The organism is Cyanobium usitatum str. Tous, from assembly GCF_003011885.1.
Classification (GTDB): domain Bacteria; phylum Cyanobacteriota; class Cyanobacteriia; order PCC-6307; family Cyanobiaceae; genus Cyanobium_A; species Cyanobium_A usitatum.
The window spans coordinates 49,135-70,165 of sequence record NZ_PXXO01000012.1 but is presented as its reverse complement, the minus strand read 5'-3'; the positions used below and the strand labels follow the sequence as shown (position 1 = coordinate 70,165).

The 21,031-nt window shown below is 63.9% G+C and carries 26 protein-coding genes; 14 read left to right on the top strand and 12 right to left on the bottom strand.

What is annotated here, in order from left to right; translation table 11 throughout:
* Positions 1–16 precede the first annotated feature (16 nt).
* The 4 genes from C7K55_RS10675 to prfB form a co-directional block, all read right to left on the bottom strand.
* Complete coding sequence (locus C7K55_RS10675) at positions 17–454, bottom strand: diacylglycerol kinase family protein (protein ID WP_241518315.1); 438 nt, start codon at positions 452–454, stop codon at positions 17–19.
* On the bottom strand, positions 451–969 hold the full coding sequence (ybeY, locus tag C7K55_RS10670) for an rRNA maturation RNase YbeY (RefSeq protein ID WP_106632706.1): 519 nt from the start codon (positions 967–969) through the stop codon (positions 451–453). Before ybeY ends, C7K55_RS10675 begins: the two co-directional genes overlap by 4 nt.
* Before the next feature lies 1 nt (position 970).
* The gene (locus tag C7K55_RS10665; RefSeq protein WP_106632705.1) at positions 971–1,141 is read right to left on the bottom strand and encodes a DUF3285 domain-containing protein; all 171 of its coding nucleotides are present in this window, start codon (positions 1,139–1,141) and stop codon (positions 971–973) included.
* A protein-coding gene (prfB, locus tag C7K55_RS10660) for a peptide chain release factor 2 (protein WP_106632704.1) occupies positions 1,134–2,262 on the bottom strand; the annotation gives its coding sequence in 2 pieces (ribosomal slippage) (positions 1,134–2,186 and positions 2,188–2,262; 1,128 coding nt in all). Before prfB ends, C7K55_RS10665 begins: the two co-directional genes overlap by 8 nt.
* Before the next feature lie 189 nt (positions 2,263–2,451).
* On the opposite strand from prfB, the gene grxC reads away from it, so the two are divergent.
* A complete protein-coding gene (gene grxC / locus C7K55_RS10655) occupies positions 2,452–2,712 on the top strand; it encodes a glutaredoxin 3 (RefSeq protein ID WP_106632703.1) in 261 nt (86 codons plus the stop codon).
* A 3-nt stretch (positions 2,713–2,715) separates the two neighbouring features.
* Positions 2,716–3,663: a glutathione synthase gene (gene gshB / locus C7K55_RS10650; RefSeq protein ID WP_106632702.1), complete on the top strand. Its 948-nt coding sequence runs from the start codon at positions 2,716–2,718 to the stop codon at positions 3,661–3,663.
* On the opposite strand, the gene C7K55_RS10645 is transcribed toward gshB, so the two are convergent.
* Entirely contained in the window at positions 3,633–5,090 is a 1,458-nt protein-coding gene (locus C7K55_RS10645; protein WP_261351370.1) for an isochorismate synthase, read from the bottom strand. The two genes, gshB and C7K55_RS10645, sit on opposite strands and share 31 nt — an antisense overlap.
* A 71-nt stretch (positions 5,091–5,161) precedes the next feature.
* Between C7K55_RS10645 and menA the strand changes: the two genes are divergently transcribed.
* Genes menA through C7K55_RS10620 form a run of 5 tightly spaced genes read left to right on the top strand, consistent with a single transcriptional unit; the run spans position 5,162 to position 8,746 of the window.
* On the top strand, positions 5,162–6,109 hold the full coding sequence (menA, locus tag C7K55_RS10640) for a 2-carboxy-1,4-naphthoquinone phytyltransferase (RefSeq protein ID WP_106632700.1): 948 nt from the start codon (positions 5,162–5,164) through the stop codon (positions 6,107–6,109).
* Positions 6,106–7,095, top strand: a complete 990-nt coding sequence (gene menC, locus C7K55_RS10635) for an o-succinylbenzoate synthase (RefSeq protein WP_106632699.1) — start codon at positions 6,106–6,108, stop codon at positions 7,093–7,095. Before menA ends, menC begins: the two co-directional genes overlap by 4 nt.
* Positions 7,092–8,330 carry an AMP-binding protein gene (locus C7K55_RS10630; RefSeq protein WP_106632698.1) on the top strand — a complete coding sequence of 413 codons (1,239 nt, stop codon included), beginning with the start codon at positions 7,092–7,094 and terminating at the stop codon, positions 8,328–8,330. The genes menC and C7K55_RS10630 overlap by 4 nt, the downstream gene beginning before the upstream one ends.
* A complete protein-coding gene (locus C7K55_RS10625) occupies positions 8,314–8,580 on the top strand; it encodes a TM2 domain-containing protein (protein WP_106632697.1) in 267 nt (88 codons plus the stop codon). Before C7K55_RS10630 ends, C7K55_RS10625 begins: the two co-directional genes overlap by 17 nt.
* Positions 8,558–8,746 carry a hypothetical protein gene (locus tag C7K55_RS10620; protein ID WP_106632696.1) on the top strand — a complete coding sequence of 63 codons (189 nt, stop codon included), beginning with the start codon at positions 8,558–8,560 and terminating at the stop codon, positions 8,744–8,746. The genes C7K55_RS10625 and C7K55_RS10620 overlap by 23 nt, the downstream gene beginning before the upstream one ends.
* Here C7K55_RS10620 and C7K55_RS10615 read toward each other — a convergent pair.
* Complete coding sequence (locus C7K55_RS10615) at positions 8,743–9,198, bottom strand: acyl-CoA thioesterase (protein ID WP_106632695.1); 456 nt, start codon at positions 9,196–9,198, stop codon at positions 8,743–8,745. The genes C7K55_RS10620 and C7K55_RS10615 overlap by 4 nt on opposite strands.
* Positions 9,188–10,372 (bottom strand): NAD(P)H-quinone oxidoreductase subunit H, encoded by a 1,185-nt coding sequence (locus C7K55_RS10610; RefSeq protein WP_106632694.1) that lies wholly within the window; start codon positions 10,370–10,372, stop codon positions 9,188–9,190. Before C7K55_RS10610 ends, C7K55_RS10615 begins: the two co-directional genes overlap by 11 nt.
* Before the next feature lie 138 nt (positions 10,373–10,510).
* On the opposite strand from C7K55_RS10610, the gene C7K55_RS10605 reads away from it, so the two are divergent.
* Entirely contained in the window at positions 10,511–11,113 is a 603-nt protein-coding gene (locus C7K55_RS10605) for a hypothetical protein (RefSeq protein WP_106632693.1), read from the top strand.
* A gap of 6 nt (positions 11,114–11,119) precedes the next feature.
* A complete protein-coding gene (gene rsmH, locus C7K55_RS10600) occupies positions 11,120–12,016 on the top strand; it encodes a 16S rRNA (cytosine(1402)-N(4))-methyltransferase RsmH (protein ID WP_241518314.1) in 897 nt (298 codons plus the stop codon).
* A 306-nt stretch (positions 12,017–12,322) separates the two neighbouring features.
* Here rsmH and C7K55_RS10595 read toward each other — a convergent pair whose 3' ends face one another.
* From C7K55_RS10595 to C7K55_RS10580, 4 genes are all read right to left on the bottom strand, one after another.
* The gene (locus C7K55_RS10595; protein WP_106632691.1) at positions 12,323–12,982 is read right to left on the bottom strand and encodes a phosphatase PAP2 family protein; all 660 of its coding nucleotides are present in this window, start codon (positions 12,980–12,982) and stop codon (positions 12,323–12,325) included.
* Complete coding sequence (locus C7K55_RS10590) at positions 12,983–14,695, bottom strand: ArnT family glycosyltransferase (RefSeq protein WP_106632690.1); 1,713 nt, start codon at positions 14,693–14,695, stop codon at positions 12,983–12,985.
* A 13-nt stretch (positions 14,696–14,708) separates the two neighbouring features.
* Entirely contained in the window at positions 14,709–15,293 is a 585-nt protein-coding gene (locus C7K55_RS10585; protein ID WP_127432016.1) for a phosphatase PAP2 family protein, read from the bottom strand.
* Positions 15,294–15,580: 287 nt separating this feature from the next.
* Positions 15,581–16,348 (bottom strand): hypothetical protein, encoded by a 768-nt coding sequence (locus C7K55_RS10580; protein WP_106632729.1) that lies wholly within the window; start codon positions 16,346–16,348, stop codon positions 15,581–15,583.
* A 65-nt stretch (positions 16,349–16,413) separates the two neighbouring features.
* On the opposite strand from C7K55_RS10580, the gene C7K55_RS10575 reads away from it, so the two are divergent.
* Positions 16,414–16,926: a DUF456 family protein gene (locus C7K55_RS10575; RefSeq protein ID WP_193486281.1), complete on the top strand. Its 513-nt coding sequence runs from the start codon at positions 16,414–16,416 to the stop codon at positions 16,924–16,926.
* Positions 16,927–16,949: 23 nt separating this feature from the next.
* On the opposite strand, the gene C7K55_RS10570 is transcribed toward C7K55_RS10575, so the two are convergent.
* Positions 16,950–18,095: a cysteine desulfurase family protein gene (locus C7K55_RS10570; protein ID WP_106632727.1), complete on the bottom strand. Its 1,146-nt coding sequence runs from the start codon at positions 18,093–18,095 to the stop codon at positions 16,950–16,952.
* Between the two features lie 19 nt (positions 18,096–18,114).
* Between C7K55_RS10570 and C7K55_RS10565 the strand changes: the two genes are divergently transcribed.
* The 4 genes from C7K55_RS10565 to C7K55_RS10550 are packed head-to-tail and all read left to right on the top strand — an operon-like array spanning position 18,115 to position 21,027.
* Positions 18,115–18,615 carry a hypothetical protein gene (locus C7K55_RS10565; RefSeq protein WP_106632688.1) on the top strand — a complete coding sequence of 167 codons (501 nt, stop codon included), beginning with the start codon at positions 18,115–18,117 and terminating at the stop codon, positions 18,613–18,615.
* Between the two features lie 49 nt (positions 18,616–18,664).
* Complete coding sequence (locus C7K55_RS10560) at positions 18,665–19,393, top strand: response regulator transcription factor (RefSeq protein WP_106632687.1); 729 nt, start codon at positions 18,665–18,667, stop codon at positions 19,391–19,393.
* A 25-nt stretch (positions 19,394–19,418) separates the two neighbouring features.
* Complete coding sequence (locus C7K55_RS10555) at positions 19,419–20,390, top strand: RluA family pseudouridine synthase (protein ID WP_241518313.1); 972 nt, start codon at positions 19,419–19,421, stop codon at positions 20,388–20,390.
* Positions 20,383–21,027 (top strand): alpha-ketoglutarate-dependent dioxygenase AlkB family protein, encoded by a 645-nt coding sequence (locus C7K55_RS10550; protein ID WP_106632686.1) that lies wholly within the window; start codon positions 20,383–20,385, stop codon positions 21,025–21,027. Before C7K55_RS10555 ends, C7K55_RS10550 begins: the two co-directional genes overlap by 8 nt.
* Positions 21,028–21,031 lie beyond the last annotated feature (4 nt).

Here is a 21,031-nt window from a genome sequence, read left to right as displayed (position 1 = left end):
CCTGGCCTGCCCCCATTCAAAGGCCCAGCCGGCTCAGCAGCGGCGGCACAAGCAGCAGCAGGGCGATCATCAGTGACGACAGGGCCGCCACCAGCACCGCCGCCGCGGCGCAATCCTTGGCGATGCGGGCCAGGGGGTGGAACTGGCGGCCGATGGCCAGATCCACCACCGCTTCGGTGGCGGTGTTGAGCAACTCCAGCACCAGCACTGCCGCCACGGTGAGTACCAGCACGGCCAGCTGGGCCGTGGGTAGTTGCAGCCACAGCCCCAGGCCAAAGACCACCGCCCCGGTGATCACATGGATGCGGAAGTTGCGCTGGCTGGCAAAGCCATAGGCCAGGCCCTGGGCGGCATAACGAAAACTCGCCGGCAGGTCACTGGCCACAGTCCAGGCCCGGGCCCTGAGGCGGCGCCCACGAGTTTCTGGGGTCGGTAAGGGGCGCAGATTGATCATGGCTCCGCTGGCACCTTAACCAGCCTTTCCTGGCGCGCCAGCATGGCGGCGAGGCTGGTTTCGTCGGGGTGGTCCCAGCCCAGCAGATGCAGCAGGCCATGGCTAGCCAGAAACAGCAGTTCCTGCTCCAGGTCGTGGCCATGCTCCGGTGCCTGGCGGGCTGCCGTTTCTATGGAGATGACGATGTCGCCAAGCTCCAGGGGCTCCGCCTGCCCGGATGCCGGCATTGGCGGGGCGCCATCGGTTGCTTCGTCCTGGGCGGCGAAGGCCAGCACGTCGGTGGGTCCTTCCTTCTGGCGCCAGTCGGCATTGAGCTCGGCGATTTCGGCGTCAGTCACGAGGCTCAGCCCCAGGCTGTAGGCGGGCGCTTGCAGCGCGGCGGGAAGCTCCGGGGCCAGCTGGTGTAGCCAGGCGCTCAAAAGGGCTTGCCAGTGATCGGCATCTGACAGCAGCGGGGCCACCTCCAGATCGGGATCAGCGCTAAAGGCCAGGTCGAGATCGGTCGAGGTGGCCATCTCAGCCTCCGGGTAGTTGGGGGCGGCCGAGCCAGGCGATCAGCACCAGGAAGCCCGTGAGCCCGAGGGCGGTGAGGCCGAAGTGAAACAGGCTTTGGCGGCCCTTGCGCACCATGTTGCGCATCGCCAGCTTGATGAAGCTGGGGTTTTCGCTGGGCTGGGGATCAGTCATCGCTGCCGCCTCCAGCTAGCTCGACGCCCGCATGCAGCAGGCTCTGGATGAAGGGATCGAGATCTCCGTCCATGACGCCCTGCACGTCGGTGGTTTCCTGCTGGGTGCGCAAATCTTTCACCATTTGATAAGGGTGAAACACGTAGTTGCGGATCTGGTTGCCCCAGGCCGCTTCCACAATGTCGCCGCGGATGTCGGCGATCTCGGAGGCCCGCTGCTCCTGGGCAATCACCAGCAACTTGGCCATCAGCAGGGCCATCGCCTTCTCTTTGTTTTGCAGCTGGGAGCGCTCCTGGGTGCAGCGCACAAACAGGCCCGTGGGGATGTGCAGGATGCGCACGGCCGTTTCCACCTTGTTGACGTTCTGGCCGCCAGCGCCGCCGGAGCGCGAGGTGGTGATCTCCAGGTCCTTGTCGGGGATGTCGAGCTTCACATCCTCATCGATCTGGGGCATCACCTCCACGCCAGCGAAGCTCGTCTGGCGCTTGTCGTTGGCATTGAAGGGGGAGATGCGCACCAGCCGGTGGGTGCCCTTTTCGTTGCGCAGGTAGCCGTAGGCGTAGCGACCCTCGATTTCGATCGTGCAGCTCTTAATGCCCGCTTCCTCCCCCTCGCTGAGCTCGTCCACACTCACCTTCATGCCGTGGTCTTCGGCCCAGCGGGTGTACATGCGCATCAGCATCAGGGCCCAGTCCTGGGCGTCGGTGCCGCCGGCACCGGCGTTGATGCTGATAACGGCGCCCTCCTTGTCGTAGGGGCCGCTCAGCAGGCGCTCGAGCTCCCAGCGGTCCAGGTCGGCTTTGAGAGACTGCAGGGCTTGGTTGGATTCGGCAAGCAGATCTTCATCGGGCTCGAGGCCGTAGAGCTCCACGGTGGCCTCCCCGTCGGAGACGCTGGCCTGCCATTTCGCCAATTGCTCAAGCTGGGCCTTCACCTCGTCGAGCTGGCGCATCTTGACCTGGGCCTGCTTCTGGTCGTCCCAGAAGTCGCCCTGGGAGGCCAGCTGCTCCAGATCCTGTTGGCGGGCTTTCAGGGCCGGTACGTCAAAGACAGTCCTGGGCGTTGCCCAGGCGGTCAGTGAGCTCGGAGAGGTCGCGCTTGAAGTCGGTGAGATCGAGCACCGGTGCAGCTGGATAGTTGCTTGACGGTATCAGCGCCGGCCAGCTCCGCGGCGAGGGGGCGGGGCTGGGGGAGCGGTTTTGTTGATTGGCTAAGTCTTGGCTTAGCTAATCTATATAGGTGCGAGGCTCCCGGGCCCGCGCGCCCTGGCCCGCTTCTACGATCAATAAAACCTGACTGGAGCCCTCTAAATGGCCGCCACCGTTGAGATCTACACCTGGCGGGCCTGTCCCTTCTGTGTGCGCGCCAAGGCCCTGCTCGACCGCAAGGGAGTGGCTTACGCCGAATTTGCCATCGATGGCGACGAGTCGGCCCGCTCGGCGATGGCGGCTAAGAGCGGCGGGCGCCGCAGCGTGCCCCAGACCTTCATCAATGGTCAGCACGTGGGTGGTTGCGACGACCTACATGCCCTCGAGCGCTCCGGCCAGCTGGACGTTCTGCTGGCGAGCTGAGCGGTGGCATCCCAACTGTTTGTGATCGATCCGATCGCCCGGCTCAATCCAGCCAAAGATTCCAGCGTTGCCCTGATGCAGGCAGCCCAGCGAGCCGGCGAGCATGTGTGGGTGTGCACCATCGCCGATCTTTCTGCCGCCCCAGTGCCAGGAGACCACCGGCACGGTCATGGCGCCTGGGTGGTGGCCACCCCCGTGAATTGCGAGCCCTGGTTTGAACTTGGCGATCCCCAGCTGCTGCCCCTCAACGCCTTTCCGCGGGTGTGGATGCGCAAGGACCCCCCGGTGGATGAGGCCTATCTCTATGCCACCCATCTGCTGGAGCTGGGGGAGCGTCAGGGAGTGCGGGTGCTGAATCGGCCCGCTTCGCTGCGAGCCTGGAATGAAAAACTCAGTGCCCTGCGCTGGAGCCAGCTGATGGCACCCACCCTGGTGGCTAGCAGGGTGACGGCGCTGGCCGCTTTCACCGCCGAGCATGGCGAGGTGGTGCTCAAGCCCTTGGGGGGTCGGGCTGGCCAGGGGGTGGTATTTGCTTCTGCAGCAACGCCGGGGTTGCGGGCCCTGCTGGAGCTGGTGACTGGCCAGGAGCAGCTGCCGGTGATGGTGCAGGCCTTCCTGCCCGGGGTGAGCGCTGGTGATAAGCGCATCCTGCTGGTGGATGGCGAGCCCCTGGGGGCGGTGAATCGCATCCCCGCCGGTGGCGAGTTTCGCAGCAACTTGGCCGTGGGCGGTGCTCCGGAGGTAACGGAGCTCACGGCAGCGGAGAGGGCTATCTGCGCTGAGTTGGCGCCAGCGTTGCGGGCTGAAGGTTTGTTTTTTGTGGGCATCGATGTGATCGACGGCCTCCTCAGCGAGATCAATGTGACCAGCCCCACCGGCGTGCGCGAGGTGGAGCGGCTGGCCGGGATTCCCCTGGCGGATCAGACGATGGCGCGGCTGCTGGCTGCTTGATGGTCGGTGGCGCAGCTGAGCTGCTGCTGCAGAACGCCCAGTTTCAGGGCCACCTCCTGCAGCTCCCGCTCCACCGTTGAACCCCGCACTAGGCCAGCACCGGCGGTGAGCTCTAGCCGGTCGCCCCGCAGGGTGCCGCTGCGGATCGCCACCCGCAGGTCGGCGTCACCGGCGCTGTCGATCCAGCCGATCGGAGCGGCGTAGTGGCCGCGCTCGAAGGGCTCCAGGCTGCGCAGCCAGGCCATCGCCTCGCGCCGCGGCAGGCCGGCCACAGCAGGGGTGGGATGGAGGGCTGCGGCGATGCTCAGGGGCTGGTGCTGGCCCAGGGCTGCCGTGATCGGGGTGTGCAGATGCACCAGTTGGCCGTGGCGGGCCAGGCGTGGATGGCGCGGTCGCCGCGGGTTGAGGCCCGCTCTGGCGAGTACGGCGGTGATCGTGTCCACCACCAGCTCATGCTCATGGCGATCTTTGCAGGAGTGCAGCAGCCCTGCGGCCTGCTCTCCAGCTGGGGCGGTGCCCGCTAGGGCATCACTGCGCAGTTGCCCCTGGTGCACCGTGAGCAACCGTTCGGGGGAGGCGCCGATCAGGGCAGTCCCGCGGGCTTGCTGCCACAGAAAGCGGCAGCTGCCGCTCTGGTGGCGCCGTAGGGGGGCCAGCAGGGCCAGGGGATGGGGCGCGGCCTCAAGCTGCAGCTCCTGGCGCACGGCCAGCACCACTTTTTCCAGCTCGCCCCTCTCCACCAATTCCAGGCCCCGCTCAACCGCGGAGCGGTAGCTCTCCCGCCATGGCGAACTGCGGTGGATGGCGATTCGACTGACAACCCTCGGCTCCAGCCCGTCTTGTTGCACCAGGCGCTCCAGCCGGCGGGCCTGCTCCCACAGCTCTTCGGCTAGCTGACGCGGCGTCACGCCGCCACCGAGGCTGCGCTGCAGCCGCAGCCAGCAGTGCTGGCCCTGGCGGCTCAGCTGCCAACGGGGCAGCACGGCCTGTACGCCTGGGATTGCTGTGGGTCCCGGCTGCAGGGGCGCTTCAAAGAAACCGAAGGCCAGGAGCACCCGCGGCCGGGCCAGGGGCGGGCCGCTCTCCGGGGTGGCTAGGCGGCTGAGGCAGGCGCTGGCAAAACGCTGGGCCAGCTCAAAGCGGCGCGGACCACTGAGCTCGAGGCTGTTGGTGCGGCCGGCGGCGGCGATGCAGAGCCCCGGTGCCCCGTCCCACAGGAAGCGGAAGCTGTCGCCGCCTGGAGCCAGGGCTTCATCCTCGGGCTCCAGATGGGGCAGCAGCAGCATCGGGTCTCCGCCGGCCAGGGGTAGGGCCAGGCTGAGGACGCCCTCCTCCTCCAGCTGGCGCGCCCGCTCGTTGGCGGCGACCAGCAAACTGGTGAATGAATCACCCGTTGAATCGGTGAAGGAAGAAGGGGCCTGCACCAGGAAGGGCCGGGGCCGCGACGAAGAGCTGCTCAAATGTATGGGCCCTGCAGTGGCTGCCGCCTGCGGCCCCCATGACTGAGCCCAAGGTCGTCGCAAGCCGTTACGCCAATTCCGTCGATCGCCGCCGCCTCTGGCAGGCGGCGATCAAGTGGCCGATGTACGCCGTGGCGGTGATGCCGGTGCTGCTGGCCGCCGGCTGGCGCCTGGGCCAGGCCCTGCCGGTGCGGTTTGACCAGCTGCTGCTGTTTCTGTTGGCGGCAGTGCTGCTGCTGGCCTGGGAAAACCTGGCCAACGATGTTTTTGATGCCGACACCGGCGTGGATGCAGACGGCAAGCCCCATTCCGTGGTGAATCTCACCGGCCGCCGCGATCGGGTGGCGGGGCTGGCCAACGGCTGCCTGCTGCTGGGCCTGGCTCTGATGGCGCTGGTGGCCTGGCGCAGCAGCCCGGCGGTGCTGGCTTTGGTGCTGGCCTGCTGCGGCCTGGGCTACCTGTACCAGGGGCCGCCGTTTCGGCTGGGCTATCGGGGTCTGGGTGAGCCCCTCTGCTGGCTTGCTTTCGGTCCCTTGGCCACCGCCGCCGGCCTGCTGGCCCTGGCGCCAGCTGGGGCCAGCGGGGTGCCCTGGCGCATCGCCCTGGCCCTTGGCAGTGGCCCGGCCCTCGCCACCACCCTGGTGCTGTTCTGCTCCCATTTCCACCAGGTTGATGAGGACGCCGCCCATGGCAAGCGTTCGCCGGTGGTGCATCTGGGTACGGCGGCTGCCTCGGGGTTGGTGCCCTGGTTTGTGGCCGGCTGCCTGGCCCTGCAGTGGGCGCCGGTGCTGCTGGGCCAGTGGCCGCTCACGGCCCTGCTCGGTGTGATCGGCCTGCCGCCCGCCCGTCAGCTGATCGCCCTGTTGCAGCGCCACCATGGCGAGCCTGGGCGGATCAGCGGCAGCAAATTTCTGGCCCTGCGCTTTCAGGCGCTCAATGGTTTGGGTTTGGCCCTGGGCCTGGCCCTGGGGCGCTTCACAGGATGAGCCAGGGGGGCCTGCTGCAGTTGCAGTGGCGGCCCTTCGGCTTCGCCCTGCCCCAGCCCCTGGTTACGGCTGCAGGCTCCGTGCAGCAGAGGTGCGGCTGGCTGCTGCGCTTGCAGAGCCCCCAGGGCGATCTGGGCTGGGGCGAGGCCGCCCCCCTCGATGGCCAGCTGGAGCCCCTGGCGGCGGCTTTCGCTGCTTTGGATGCCAGCTATGGGACAGCCGAACTCGAGAGGTTGCTGCAGGCGGGTCAGTTGCCCCCAACCCTTGCCTTTGCCCTCGGGGCTGCCCTGGCCGAGCTGGCCGGCTTGCCGCAGCGCCGCTGGCTGCCGCCGCCCCCTGCGGCCCGGCTGCTGCCGGCAGGACCAGCCGCCATCGAGGTTTTGGAGCAGCTTGGGCCTGAGATGGGGCCGGCTCCGGTGTTCAAGTGGAAAGTGGCCGTTTGCGCCGATGGCTTGGAGCGCGAGCTGCTGGAGCAGCTGCTGCAGCGCCTGCCAGCAACCGCCCGCTTGCGCCTTGATGCCAATGGCGGCTGGAGCCGGGCCACGGCGTCGGCCTGGGCCGGGCGTTTGGCGGGCGAGCCGCGGCTGCAGTGGCTGGAGCAGCCCCTAGCCCCGGCCGACCAGGCGGGCCTGGAGGCCTTGGCGTCCCAGGTTCCCGTGGCTCTGGATGAATCGTTGCAGTGCGACCCGGGCCTGCGCAGCAGTTGGCCGGGCTGGCAGGTGCGCCGCCCCAGCCAGGAGGGGGACCCTCGAGTGCTGCTGGCGGCCCTGGAGCGGGGCAGGCCGCGGCTGATGCTCAGCACAGCCTTTGAAACCGGCATCGGCCGCCGCTGGCTAGAGCATCTGGCAGCCCTGCAGGCCGAGGGCCCCACGCCGGCGGCGCCGGGCTTGGCGCCGGGTTGGCAAGCCCCCGGAGCCCTGGCCAGCGCCGATCCGGCAGCGGTGTGGGCTGCCGCCGCCCAAATCAGTCGAGATCAGCAGCCATGACGCCAGAGCAGTTGCAAGAGCTCTGGGATGCCGGCCGCCTGGTGGCCTTGGCGGGCCCGGCCGCCAGCGACCAGCAGGCTTTGGCGGCGGCGATCGGGCCCGATGGCCTTGGCCCTTTGGAAGAGCGTTGGGGGCCGGGGGTGGTGATAGGCAGCGGCGGCAGCACGGGCGGTCGCCGCTGGTGCCTGCAGCCCCTGGCCCACCTGCAGGCTTCGGCGTCGGCTACCGGCCGCTGGCTGGAGGGGTTGGGGCTGGATCCGGCGAGCTGCCTGCACCTCAACTCCCTGCCTTTGCATCACGTCAGTGGGCTGCTGCCCTGGGTGCGCGCCCAGCACTGGGGCGCCGGCCACCAGCGTCTTGATCCGGCCTGGATGCGCGATCCGGGCCTGTTGGCTGCAGCTGCCCCTTTGGATCCAGGCCGTCCGGCCTTGCTTTCCCTGGTGCCTACCCAGCTGCAGCGGCTGCTGGCTGCTGGCGAGGGCGTGGCCTGGTTGCAGCGTTTGGCCCTGATCTGGGTGGGTGGGGCGCCGTTGCCGCCGGCGCTGGCGGAGCGGGCCAGGCTGGCAGGGTTGCGGCTGGCCCCTTGCTACGGGGCCACGGAAACGGCGGCGATGGTGTGTGCCCTGGCGCCCGAAGCTTTCCTGGCGGGATCTTCGGGCTGCGGCGCCCCCTTGGGGGACGTGGAGCTGCGGCTAGGGGCGGAGCAGGCCGTTGAGGTGCGCTGTGAGCGGCTTAGTCCGGGCTGGCTGGAGGCTGGCCGGCTCCAGCCCCTGCCGCGCACTGCCGATGGCTGGTGGCGCAGTGGCGATGCCGGCCGGCTGGGCCTAACGGGGCTGGAGCTGCTGGGACGCCTTGATGGGGCCATTCACAGCGGCGGTGAAACCGTGTTTCCGGAGGTGCTGGAGCAGCGGCTGGCGCAGCTGGCCCAGGCCGCCGGCTTGCCACTGCAGGCGCTTTTGCTACTGCCAATCGATGATCCCGACTGGGGCCAGCGGCTGGTGGCCCTGGTGCGGCCAGACTCGCCCCAGCAAGGTTGGGAGGAGCTGCAGTTGGCGTTGCAGGCGATTTGTGATTCCTGGCCACCGGCCGAGCGGCCAGGTCGGTGGCTGCTCTGCCCCGAGTTGGCGCCAGCGGAGCTGGGCAAATGGCAACGAAATCATTGGCGGGCCTGGGTTGATCAGCTAAAAGCTGTTGAGGTCGTTTCTCCCGCGTCAGTCGATGTCGAGCCTGTCTGAGACCGAAATCAGCAATAAGAAGCTGGCGGCGGGTCTCACCGGAATCTTTCTGGGCGCCTTTGGGGTGCACAAATTCATTCTTGGCTACACCAAGCCGGCGGTAATCATGCTGGTGGTATCGCTTTTGACCTGCGGGGTGGGCTATTTTGTTTTTCAGGTCATTGGCATTATTGAGGGCGTCATTTACTTGACGAAATCCAAAGCAGAATTTGAAACCGAATACCTAGATGGCCAAAAAGATTGGTTCTGAGCTATTAGCCCGGGCACCGGTTTTGTTGCTTTTGTCTGGAGCTGGTGCCCTCAGTTTTGGCCTGGCTGCCGCTATTCCCCACGACGGTTTGCATCCGCTGGCGCTGATGGCGGCCCTGCTGCCCCTGCAGTTGGCGGCGCTGCTTTACGTGTTCAGCCGGCCCTAAAGGGGCTGGATGCCCTGGCCCAGGCTCGATGCTTCCAGCCAGCGCTGTAGCCCAGCTGGCAAGGGGCAGCGCCGGCGACTGGCCGTCTCGATCGCCAGGTGCCTGGTGAGTGCCTTGGCTGCGGCCCTCTCGCCGCTGCGAAAGTTGTAGTGCACCTCAAAGCTGCCGGAATCCAGGCGCCGGGGTTCCAGCTGGATTGCTAGGGGGTCGCCGCAGACAAGGGGAGAAAGGAAGTCGGCGCTGCAATGCACTAGCGGCAGGGCAATGGCGGGTATGTGCCCCGGGGTGGGAAAGATTTCAGCGGCAGGCAGGCCATAGCGCTCCAGGCTTTCTTCATAAGCCTCGTGGCACCAGCGCAGTAGCTGGTGGAAATGCATCACCCCGGCGGCATCGGTGTCCCCGAAGCGCACGGTGCGGCATAGCAGCAGCCAGCTGCTGGAATCAGCGATCAACCGATCCCATGATCACGTCGATGGAGCCGAGGATGGCCATGATGTCGGCCACCTTGGCCCCCTTGAGGATGTGGGGCAGGATTTGCAGGTTGTTGAAGTCGGCGGCGCGGATTTTGAAGCGCCAGGGGGTGACGTCGTTGTTGCCCTGCAGGTACACCCCGATTTCGCCCTTGCCCGATTCCAGGCGGGTGTAAAGCTCACCTTCGGGAATCTTGAAGGTTGGGGCCACTTTCTTGGCCACATATTGATAATCAAAGCCGGCATATTCGCTGCCCTTGCCCTCCGCCATGCGGCGGGCCTCCAGGTGCTCGGTGGCTCCTCCGGGAATCATGGCGCAGGCCTGGCGCAGAATCTTGAGGGATTCGCGCATTTCCTTGACGCGCACCCGGTAGCGGGCGTAGCAGTCACCCTCCTGTTCGCAGACCACGTCCCAGTCGAAGTCGTCGTAGCACTCGTAGTGATCCACCTTGCGCAGGTCCCAGGGCACGCCCGAGGCGCGCAGCATCGGGCCCGACAGGCTCCAATTGATCGCCATCTCACGACTGATCACACCTAGACCCTCAATTCGCTTACGGAAGATTGGGTTGTTGGTAATTAGCTTTTCATATTCGTCGATCTTGGGACCAAACCAGTCGCAGAAGTCGAGGCACTTCTCCAGCCAGCCGTAGGGCAGGTCTGCGGCTACACCACCGATGCGGAAATAGTTGTTGTTGATCAACCGCTGGCCGGTGGCCGCTTCCCAGAGGTCGTAGATCATCTCCCGCTCGCGGAAGATGTAGAAGAACGGCGTTTGTGCGCCCACGTCCGCCAGGAACGGGCCAAGCCAGAGCAGGTGGTTGGCGATGCGGTTGAGCTCCAGCATCAGCACCCGGATGTAGCTGGCGCGCTTGGGCACGGGCACATCGGCCAGCCGTTCCGGCGCGTTCACCACAATCGCTTCGTAAAACATGCCGGCCGCATAGTCCATGCGGCTCACGTAGGGCACGAACATCACGTTCGTGCGGTTTTCGGCAATCTTCTCCATGCCGCGGTGGAGGTAGCCGACCACCGGCTCGCAATCCACCACGTCCTCGCCATCGAGGGTCACCACCAGCCGCAACACCCCGTGCATCGAGGGGTGGTGGGGGCCGAAGTTGACCACCATCGGTTCCGTGCGCGTCTCCAGCTGCGTCATGGGGCCGAGGGGTTAAGCGCTTTGCGGTGATCTTAGGAAGGAAGGGCCCGCTAGGGGATCTGTGACGGCGAAGATCGCACCAGCGTCCCCGGATAGGGCTCCTAAGCTTGATTGGGCCGTGTTGTATCCGCGCAAACCATGGGTCAGCACCAGCCAGCGCCTTTGCGAAGGATCACGGCATCGGCAGCCGCAACCCTCTCGCGCTGGCTGCTGGCTCCACACCAGCTCCTGGCGGCCCGCCAGCGCCAGCAGCTTATCGACAGCCTCACGGCAGTGCTTCCCACCGCGGAGGAGAGCAGCCAGGTGGGGTTGGCGATCCTGCAGGGCGCCCGGGCCCTCAGCCTGGCTGATGGCGATTTTGACCAGGAGGAATGGGAGCTTTTTTACTTCTGCATGAAGAGCCTGCGCCTCAGCGATGTCCAGCGCCAGAGCGCGGATTTGCATGGCCCACCCGATCCCAAGCGGATCAGCGCCAGCCTTGCCGCCATCGCAGATCCCGTCCAGCGGCTAGCCATTGCCCGCTGCTACTGCCTGTTTGCGGCGGCGGATGGCCAGGGAAAGGCGGCGGAACTCGGTCTGTTGCAGACCCTGCTCCAGGTGCTTGGTCACCCGGAACTGGAGCGGGAGCTGCCCGAGCTCTGCCGCCGCTTTCGCCCTGCGCCCAGCTGGTGGAGTCGCTTTCGCCATGGCTTGGGCAAGCGGCTAGCCCGCTGGGCTTCTCCCCACCGCCGCCGCCGCTGAATGGCCATGGCTGATCCCGCCGGCAGCGGCTTGTTTGAACATGTGCCCGTGCTGGCCGAGGCGGTGCTGGCGGGCTTTGCTTGCCTGCCAGCAGGCCTGCTGATCGACTGCACCCTCGGCGGCGGCGGCCATAGCGAGCTGCTGCTGCAGGCCAATCCCGGCTTGCGACTTGTGGGGCTGGACCAGGACCCAAGCGCCCGTGCCGCCGCCGCCGAGCGCCTCGCCCCATTTGGCGATCGGGTCACAATCGTGGCCGCCAACTTCGCCGATTACATCCCTGCGGAGCCGGCCGTAGCGGTGCTGGCTGATCTGGGGGTGAGCAGTCCCCAGCTGGATGTGGCGGCCCGGGGCTTCAGCTTCCGGCTCGAGGGGCCGTTGGATATGCGCATGAACCCCGAGCGCGGCCAAACGGCTGGGGAGCTGCTTGATAGTGCCGGCGAGAGCGAGCTGGCAGATCTGATCTATGGCTACGGCGAGGAGCGCTTGTCGCGGCGGATTGCCCGGCGGATCAAGGAGCAGGGGCCCTGGGGGAATGCCGAACAGCCGCGCCATACCGCCGAGCTGGCCTACCTGGTGGCCGGTTGCTACCCACCGGCGGCGCGCCGCGGCCGCATCCATCCAGCTACCCGCACCTTTCAGGCCCTGCGCATTGCCGTAAACGATGAGTTGGGGGTGTTGGACAAGCTGTTGCACAACGCCCCCAACTGGCTGGAGCCAGGCGGGCTGCTGGCTGTGATCAGCTTCCACTCCCTTGAAGATCGGCGGGTGAAAACGGCCTTTCTGGCCGACGCTCGGCTGGAGCGGGTAACGCGCAAGGCGATTAAGGCCAGCCCCGAGGAGGCCGAAACCAATCCGCGCAGCCGTAGCGCCCGGCTGCGGGTGGCACAGCGGCGCAGTGAGTAGCTGGAGGATGACTAGATGCTATGTAAGTACGTCTGAGGAATTCAATTTGCCCATGCAAGAGAAACAAGCAAATTCGTTGGCGCTTGCCACATTCGTGATTGGATCAGTTACGGGGGGCGCACTCAATGCCACTCTTATGGGCAATATTCAGCATGAAGCGGGTATTAACGAGATTTACCACTGCGCGCGAAGCTATCAATCCCAAGCGCTCTCAATGGATCAGCTCGAAAGATGCCGCGTAATTGCTCGCAAGCTGCGCGATCCTGATAGGTAACCTATTGAATCTCTAATTGATTTAAAACACTTTTATTTGCTTGTCCGATTGTGCTTCCATGATTCTCTTCTTAGCCAAAGCCCTGCAAGATAGTTAGCAAAGAAGCCGACCAAGGCTCCAGCTGCTACATCGGTTGGGTAATGGGCGCCGCTGCTGATTCTTGTGAATCCGCAGCCAATCGCCATCCCCAGTGCGGGCCATCGCAGGGTTGGGAAGATCGTTATCAAGGCGAGACTTCCACCAAAAGCAACTGCGGCATGTGAGCTCGGCAGTCCTAGTCCACTTGTTGACCAGGCTCGTTCGGAGAAGGCCCGGAATACATAAACTTCTTGATCAATCGGACGCTCTCTGCGAATAATCAGTTTCAAAAATTCTGCAATAAGCCCTCCTAGGCCGGCGCTAAGACAGATCGATATGGCAGCTATTTTTAATGATACGCTTCCTCTCTCAACCCTAAGTTTTAAAGGAGATGGAGAATCTGACCGGGGAAATGCCAGTGCTATCGAAATTGAAATCAATAACCATGTCCACATACTTCCACCAATCCTGAGAAGATAGTAAACGTCTCCTTTTAGGACCCAGGCATTCGATTTAAAGAAGGATAGGATCTTGAAATCGCCAACCGCTATGATAATTCCAGCCAACAAGCAGGAGAATAGTATTTTTCTTATGGTTGCGTCTTGGTCGCCCATTTATTTAGATTTATCTGTTTTGATCCAGTCACTTTTTAGGACTGAAAGATTGATGGGCTTCCCTTTGGAATAGTTATATCCGCTATATCTTCCCAGGATAAATATATTGCTAATGAGCGAAAGTTGTTCTCTCGTTTTATCGACCTCTTTTGATTCAATTATTAAAATGGCTGATGGATGTTTTGCGGCATGCTGCATTATCCCATCAAGATCAGTCAATGTTGTGTCTGTGCCCAGATTAAAGACCAAGCTAGGCTCGTGGTATGAGGCCGCGGCGACCGGCAATGCGCCAAAATTGTTGGAGTCAATAATTGATTTAATTTGTTCTGCTGGCCAAACATTATTTAGGTTTGGCAGAAAAGCTTCAAAAATAAGCCCAAAAACAACGACTGCAGATAGGGCTGAAGCATATAGCTGTCTTTTGGGGGTCTTGATTTTCCCTAATGTCAATACGCTGAAGATGCAAGTCAGAGCTATTAGGAGTGCGGCAACGGTTACGCTGCCGCTAGCCCAAATGCTTAGTAGGGGTACGCCAATAGCGAGAGCTAAGCCCGAAGCTATCCAGGCAAACATCCCAATCCTTTGTGGCCATTTAGATAGCCTAAGCAAAGGACCATCTCGCAGCCGATCGGGTTGAATGATGCCAATGCCTGCCAGAAGGCATAGAGGTGGGATTAGTGGTAATACATAGTGAGGCAACTTTGTGGGCACTAATTCAAATATAATCCAGGCTGGCACGAGCCAACCGCACAGGAATTGTGTTGTACGGCTAAGGGCTTCTGAAGATCTCCGTAGTCCTGCCCAAGCCTTGGGAAGCAATAGCCAGGAAGCAGGCCAGAGCAAAAATGGTGTGATTAACAGATATGTTCCTGGTGGGGCACCATGGCTTTCCTGGCCACTGACAATTTTGCTAAAAAAATCCTGCTGGATAGAATCTTGTACAAATTGCCCATCGCTAAGTGTCTGAATGCTGAAAAGCCATGGGCTAATTAATATTAAAGGGACTAGTAGCCAGGGCCATGGTTGTATTTTTACTAAGGTTGAGATGCTGCGATCTTTCCAGCAGATCCATGCCAAGGTGAGTGAGGCAAGAACGGGTGCGACCGGCCCTTTGATCAATAATGCGACACCGAGACCGAGCCAAAAGAATATGCGTGCGCGCAGAAGCTCATGAACCTTAGGCATGCAATAAATCTGTGCGAGGCCTGCCTGCATGGCAACTATGGCAGCCAGTTGCATTGCATCAGTTTTTGCAAGATGAGCCTCAACTACGATTAAAAGGCTGCATGCCAGTAGAACTGCGGCGCAAAATGACTGGAGATTGCCGACTATTTTTCTAAATCCCAAATAGAGAAACAAAACAGCGCTTGTTGCTCCAATTGTGGAGGGTAATCGATAGGGGCTGCGCTCAGTGGAGGCTATTCCTATTTGCTTGGCCATTCTGCTGGCAGTTGCTTGCAGCCAGTAAATGCCCACAGGCTTTTTGTATCGTGGTTTGTCTTGAAAGCGAATATCGACTACGTTTCCAGTCGCCACCATTTGCTTTGTTGCTTGCATGTATCGGGATTCATCTCGATCCGTGGCTGGTAGGCTTGAGATGCCTGGAAGGTATAGAAATAAACACAGTAAAACCAGTATTAATGAAGCGGTAATATCATTAGTCTGGATTTTGACTCTGATCCAGTTGTGAATCTTTTGAAATAAGATTTTCATTTATATTGCCGGCTCATTGGCCTCGGTCAGCATGATTGGGTGTGGGGGCAAAAACTAACGCCCCCGCTATTCCTATTGCTGCGCCTATGCAAATATCGCTCAGGAAATGTGATAGGCTGTTTATTCTCTGAAATGATGCAAGTATTGCAAGGACTATGAATACTGATCTGCCTCTTGGGTAAAACCAGCAGAGTGAAACTGCAAGGCCTGCCGCTACTGCCGCATGCCCTGAGGGAAAGCTCATTAGGACAGATCTGCTAACGGAATCCGGTTTGAGTAATTCTTGCCCGAAAGTGTCGAGAAAGCTTGTTCGTAGATTAAGGAGTGCTGAATGGGGCCTTACACGGTTTATCGTTAGTTTTAGAAGGTCAACTATTAATGCGCCAAGGTAGCTTCCGGCGATTAGTTGGCAGGCAATTAATCGGTCCCTCTTTTTGCGCCAGTTGATTTGCTTTATCGCTAGAGCCGCAATGAGAATCATTGCTGCACCAGTGCCGTGGCCTCCTATTTCTGAAAGGCGGAGGATATTGCTTATCTCTTTCGGGAGGGGGTGTGTTGAGGTAAGCAGGGCAATCGGTACGTCAATCGTGAATGCCAAAAGCCCAACGCATACCAACAACACGACGAGCCTTGCTGCTCGTTGACGCAGAATTGATAAATTTAAGGGGGGGCACCCGTGGGCTCATTATTAAATAATTGAGATATGTTAGTTGTGCTTTTAGACTGCTGGCAATCGGAGGCACCGATGGAACTATACCTAAGTCTTATTGTGGTCGCAAGGGTTACGTCGGGATTGTGCTGTTGAGCACAACCGGCCTCTTTTTGCCGACCCTTAAGGTCGCCTTAAATTTGAGGGCTAGATGGACTCTTGCTGAATTTTTAAATTCAGCCGATCAGGCCGGTGCGGTCTTCGGCGCCAAACAGCTGGCGGAAGGCGGCGGTGGAGATGCACAGCACCAGGGGCACCACCACCAGCAGGCCGCCGTAGCTGAACAGGCCTCCGATGGTGTGGACCACGCCCTCGATGATTCCGAGCCACAGCACCATCCACCAGCTGGGATTCACCACGTTCACGCCAGAACCAATGGTTTTGGTGGGATTTGCGGTGCCCAGTAGCGACACCTGAATCAGGAACTTCTGGGAGACCAGCAGCCAGATGTAGAAGATTGCCACCACGATCATGGGGATCACGCTGAGGGCCTCGTTGAGCTTGCCCAGGCCTGCCCCGATGAGGGTGGCTATGGCACCGGCCACAGCTATGACGATTGCCAGCAGGATGCCGGAACCGAGCAGGCGGGCGCTGGCGGGACGGTCCCAGCGGGTGAAGTCGGCGAAGCAGGGCTTGCGGCCCTCCAGGCTCAGCCAGGCGCCGCGGGTAAGGCCAACCACGGTCCACAGCGCAATGATCACGTAGCCAATCACGCCCACGATCAGGGCGGCCCAGGCGCCGGTGGGGTGCACAGCCATCACCTCATTCACGCTGGCTAGGCGAGCCCCGCCTACGGCGGCCAGGGCGGCGAAGGGGAGCAGGATCAGGGCGGAGAGGGCCTCGAACAGCAAAAAGGCCCAGGGGGCGCGGCAAAAAGCTGCCCAGCCGTCTTCTACGGCCTGGAGCACGTGCAGTTGACTGTCGCTGGAGGGGGTGAGGGCCATGATCAAGGGCAGATGCGCCGGACAGTAGCTATGAAGACAGCAAGGCGCATCCCAGTTGTGATGCTTTGAGCAATGCCGCTCCGCTGCTTTGGTGGCTCTGCCTGGGTATTCAGGCGTTAGCGATCCCCGGTGCGTTGCTGCCCGTGCTGCCGGGACTGGCCTTGCTGCCCCTGGGGGCGCTGCTATGGATGTGGGCGGTGGGCTGGAGTGTCGGCTGGCCGTCCCTGCTGCTGGCGATAGTGCTGCTGGTGCTCGGCTGGGGCGCCGAGGCCCTGGGGTTGGTGCTTGGTCCAGCCAAGCTTCAGGCCAGTCGTTGGGCGGGTTTGGGCGCCGGACTGGGCTTGCTGGTGGGCCTCCTCGGTCTGCTGCCGGCCCTGCCCGTTGGTGGCCCCCTGCTGGGCCTGCTGTTGGGCCCCTTTCTGGGGGCGAGCCTGGCCCAGTGGCTGGCAGCTCGCGGTGGCCTGGGCAGGGCGCTGCAGGTGGGGTTGGCGGTGCTGGTGGGGATGTTGGTGAGCAGGTTGGCTCAAGCCCTGCTGGGTGTGGTGGGGGTACTCGGCTTCATTTTGTTGACGCGCTGAGCTTGCTGAGCTGGCCTGTGCTCTCAGCGCAGCTCCCGCACCGCGGCCGCAACTGTTTCTATGGCCAGGGTGATCTCGGCATCGCTGCTGCCACGCCCCAGCCCGAAGCGGATCGAGGCGGCCGCCTGCTGACGGCTGCGGCCCAGGGCCGCCAGCACATGGGAGGGGGAGCCCTGGCTACAGGCCGAGCCGCTGCTCACGGCGAGCCGCTGGCGCAGCAGCCGGTGCAGGCGCGTGCCATCCACTCCTTGCACCGTCACGTTCAGGTTGTGGGCCAGCCGTGGCGCTCCACCGTTGAGCTCTACGCCGTTGAGCTCCATGCCGCCGAGGGCTTCCAGCCCTGCCCAGAGCTCGTCCCGCAGGGTTCCGAGCCGCCCGGCCCGCTCCTCCCGATCAGCCTCAGCCCCCAGCAGCGCTTCGCCCAGCCCCACCACCAGGGGCACCGGCAGGGTGCCGGCCCGGCGGCCGTCCTGCTGGCCGCCACCATGGAGCTGGGCAGCGAGCTTGAGCCCCGGGCGCACCAGCAGGGCCCCTACCCCCTTGGGTCCATAAAACTTGTGGCCACTGAGGCTGAGCAGGTCGATGCCCAGCTCGTCGATGGCAAGGGGGATGTGGCCGGCGGCCTGGGCCGCATCCACGTGCAGCAGCACTCCCCGCTGCCGGCAGCGGGCCGCGATGGCGGCCAGGGGCTGGAGCACACCGATTTCGTTGTTGGCGGCCATCACGCTCAGCAGCAGCACGTCGTCGCCGAGGGCCGCCTCCAGCTGGGCTAGATCCACCAGGCCATCGGGCTGGATGGGCACCAGGCTCACCGGAAACCCATGGCGGCCCAGATAGGCCAGAGGGTCGAGCACGGCCCGGTGTTCGCTCACCAGGCTCACCAGTCGCCGCCGGGGGGTGCCAGCTGCCAGGGCCGCTTCGCACACCCCCTTGAGGGCCAGGTTGTTGGCTTCGGTGGCGCCGCTGGTGAAGATCACGGTTTCGGCCCTGCTGCCCAGCACTCGGGCCAGCTGGCCCCGGGCCCGCTCCACGGCAGCGGCAGCTTCCAGGGCCGGGCGATAGAGGCGGTTGGCTGGATTGGCGCAGTGCTCGCTCCACCAGGGCGCCATCGCTGCCACCACCGCCGGATCGCAGGGAGTGGTGGCGTGGTGGTCGAGGTAGGCGAGCATGGGGTGCTTGCAGGCTTCCATGTTGCCAACCAGAACCCTATTGCTGGTGGCCCTTGCAGCAGCGCTGGCGCCACCCAGCTGGGCGGAGGGCGGTGGGGTGCGGCCAGAGGATGCCCGGCCGCCAGGACTGCTGCTGCTGCAGGAGCGCCCCGGCCTGGGCGGCAAGCAGGCGATTGGTATTTATGGGGCTGTAGCCGATGCCAAGACCCCCGGCCTGTGGCGCATCAAGCTCTGGGATGAGCAGCCCAACGACGTCAAGGTGCGCAGCGAAACCATCCGCTGCACCCCTGCGGCGCCGATGCGGGTTACTAGCGATGGACCCAACCTTTACATCCGCGAGCTGAACCCGGGCGGAGCGATCACGACCGCCAATCACATCGACCACCTGGTGTGGTGGGCCACCTGCTTCCCTGAGCAAGCCGGCAAGGATCCAGCTGGCCTGGGGCCCCTGGCCCGCCAGCTCGGCTACAGCGGCAGCCTGCGGGAATCCGAGCAGATCGTGCCTGGACGCTACCGCTGAGCGCCTGCAGACTGATTCATGTCGACTGGATACCTGCAGAGTGGCCGCCATGAACCCAGATCTGACCCCGGCCCAGGAACCTGAAGTGACGCCCGTGCGCTTGCTCCTAGTCGACGACGAGCCCGGCCTGCGCACGGCGGTAAAGGCCTATCTGGAAGATGAGGGCTTTGCGGTGACCACCGCCAACGACGGTGAGGAGGGCTGGGCCGTGGCCCAGGAGATGCTGCCCGACGTCATCCTCAGCGACGTGATGATGCCGCGCCTCGATGGCTACGGCCTGCTCCAGAAGTTGCGGGCCGACGAGCGGCTGGGCGGCACGCCGGTGATCTTTCTCACCGCCAAGGGCATGACTGCTGATCGAGTCACCGGCTTCCAGGCCGGCTGCGACGACTACATCCCCAAACCCTTTGATCCCGACGAGCTGGTGGCCCGGGTCAACAACGTCGTCAAGCGCCAGCAGCGGCTGCTGGCGGAGGCGGCCCGCTTCGCCGATGCCGACATTGGCCAGCTGTCCAAGCAGATCACCGAGATTCGCTCCCTGCTCGCCACGGGCAGTGCCAAGAAGCCAGCCAGCGCGCCCGAGCATGTGTTCACGCCGCGGGAGGCCAGCGTGTTGCAGCTGGTGGCCGAGGGGATGATGAATAAAGAGATCGCCCGGCGGCTGGAAACCTCGATCCGCAACGTCGAGAAGTACGTCAGTCGGCTATTCATCAAAACCGGCACCGCCAGCCGCACCGAACTGGTGCGCTACGCGCTCGAGCACGGGCTTGTTGACTGAAACAGTCTTGTCGACTGAGACAGTCTTGTCGACTGAGACAGGCTGGCTGGCGCCTGCCCTTAATGGCGGCTTCGCCTACAGGGATCGCATCGCCCCCAGGGCCGCCGGCCGGAGCGTCAGCGCTTTTTATGCCGGTTGCTATCGCCATTCAACGCCTACCGATTGGCTGCAGCGCCTCGCCGCCGGGGAGATCTCCAGGAATGGCCAGCAGCTCCAGGCCGATGGGGCCCTCGCAGCCGGAGATCAGCTGATCTGGCATCGGCCCCCCTGGCAGGAGGCGGCCGTGCCGGTATTGCCCAGCCCCCTGTTCGACAACGGCGACCTGCTGGTCTTCAACAAGCCCAGCGGCCTGCCGGTGCTGCCGGCCGGCGGCTTCCTGGAGCACACCTTGCTGGCCCAGCTCCAGGACCGCTGGCCCGAGGCCCGGCCCGTGCACCGCCTGGGACGCTTCACCTCGGGCCTGCTGGTATGTGCCCGCAGCTCCGGCAGCCGAGCCTGGCTCAGCGCCCTGCTGCGGGAGAGCACGGCGCAACGCCACTGCACCAAGACCTACCGGGCCCTGCTCCAGCCCCCGGTCCCCGAGTCCCCCTTGCTGGCGCTGGAGCCCGACCAACGGCTCAGCCTCACCACGCCGATTGGTCGCTGTCCCCATACCCGGCTTGGCACCATATGGGCCGCTGCTCCGTCGGATCCGGTTGCCCTGCCGGCCCGCAGCGAATTGCGCCTGCTGGAGCGAGGCGAGCGGGCCTGGCTGGTGGAGGTCACGATCGCTACGGGGCGGCCCCACCAGATCCGCATCCATACCGCCGCCGCCGGGGCGCCCCTGCTGGGAGATCCGCTCTACGCCCCGGGCGGGTTGGCCGCCGAGCAGGCCCTGCCGGGGGACGGTGGATACCACCTGCACGCCCACCGGCTGCGGTTGGTCTGCCCCGATGGCGACCTGCTTGCGCTGGAGGCGCCGTTGCCCGAGGCCCTGCGCGGAGCTGCCGATGGCTGAAGTTCAAGCTCCGGGCCTGCACCTGCGCCACTGGCCGGCCTGGCTGGCGCCCAGCGCCGCGGCTGAGCTGCTGGAGCGCCTGCAGCTCGAGGTGCCCTGGAAGCAGGAGGCGATCACGATTTACGGCCGCCGCCACCTGCTGCCGCGGCTCACCTGCTGGATGGCCGATCCCGGCTGCGGCTACAGCTACAGCGGCCTGGCCAACGCGATTGAGCCCTGGTCGCCGGCTGCCGCCGAGCTGCGCGATGCCCTGCAGGTGCTCACCGGCTGGCGCTTCAACTCCCTGCTGCTCAACCGCTATCGCGACGGCCGCGACGCCATGGGCTGGCATGCGGACGATGAACCCGAGCTCGAGCCCACAGCCCCAATCGCCTCCCTCAGCCTCGGCGCCCCCCGGGACTTCCGCCTGCGGCCCCAGCCCAGCCCGCGCAATCGCGCCGCTGTCGCCTCCGGTGCCTGCCAGTTGCCTGCTGGTTTTGACCATTGCACCCCGTTCAACATTCCATTGCATAACGGCGATTTGCTGTTGATGGAGCCCCCCACCCAGTTGTGGTGGCAGCACGCCCTGCCGCGCCGGCTGCGGCTGCAGCAGCAGCGCCTCAACCTGACGTTTCGGGTGGTGCGGGCCCTTACCTAGGGCT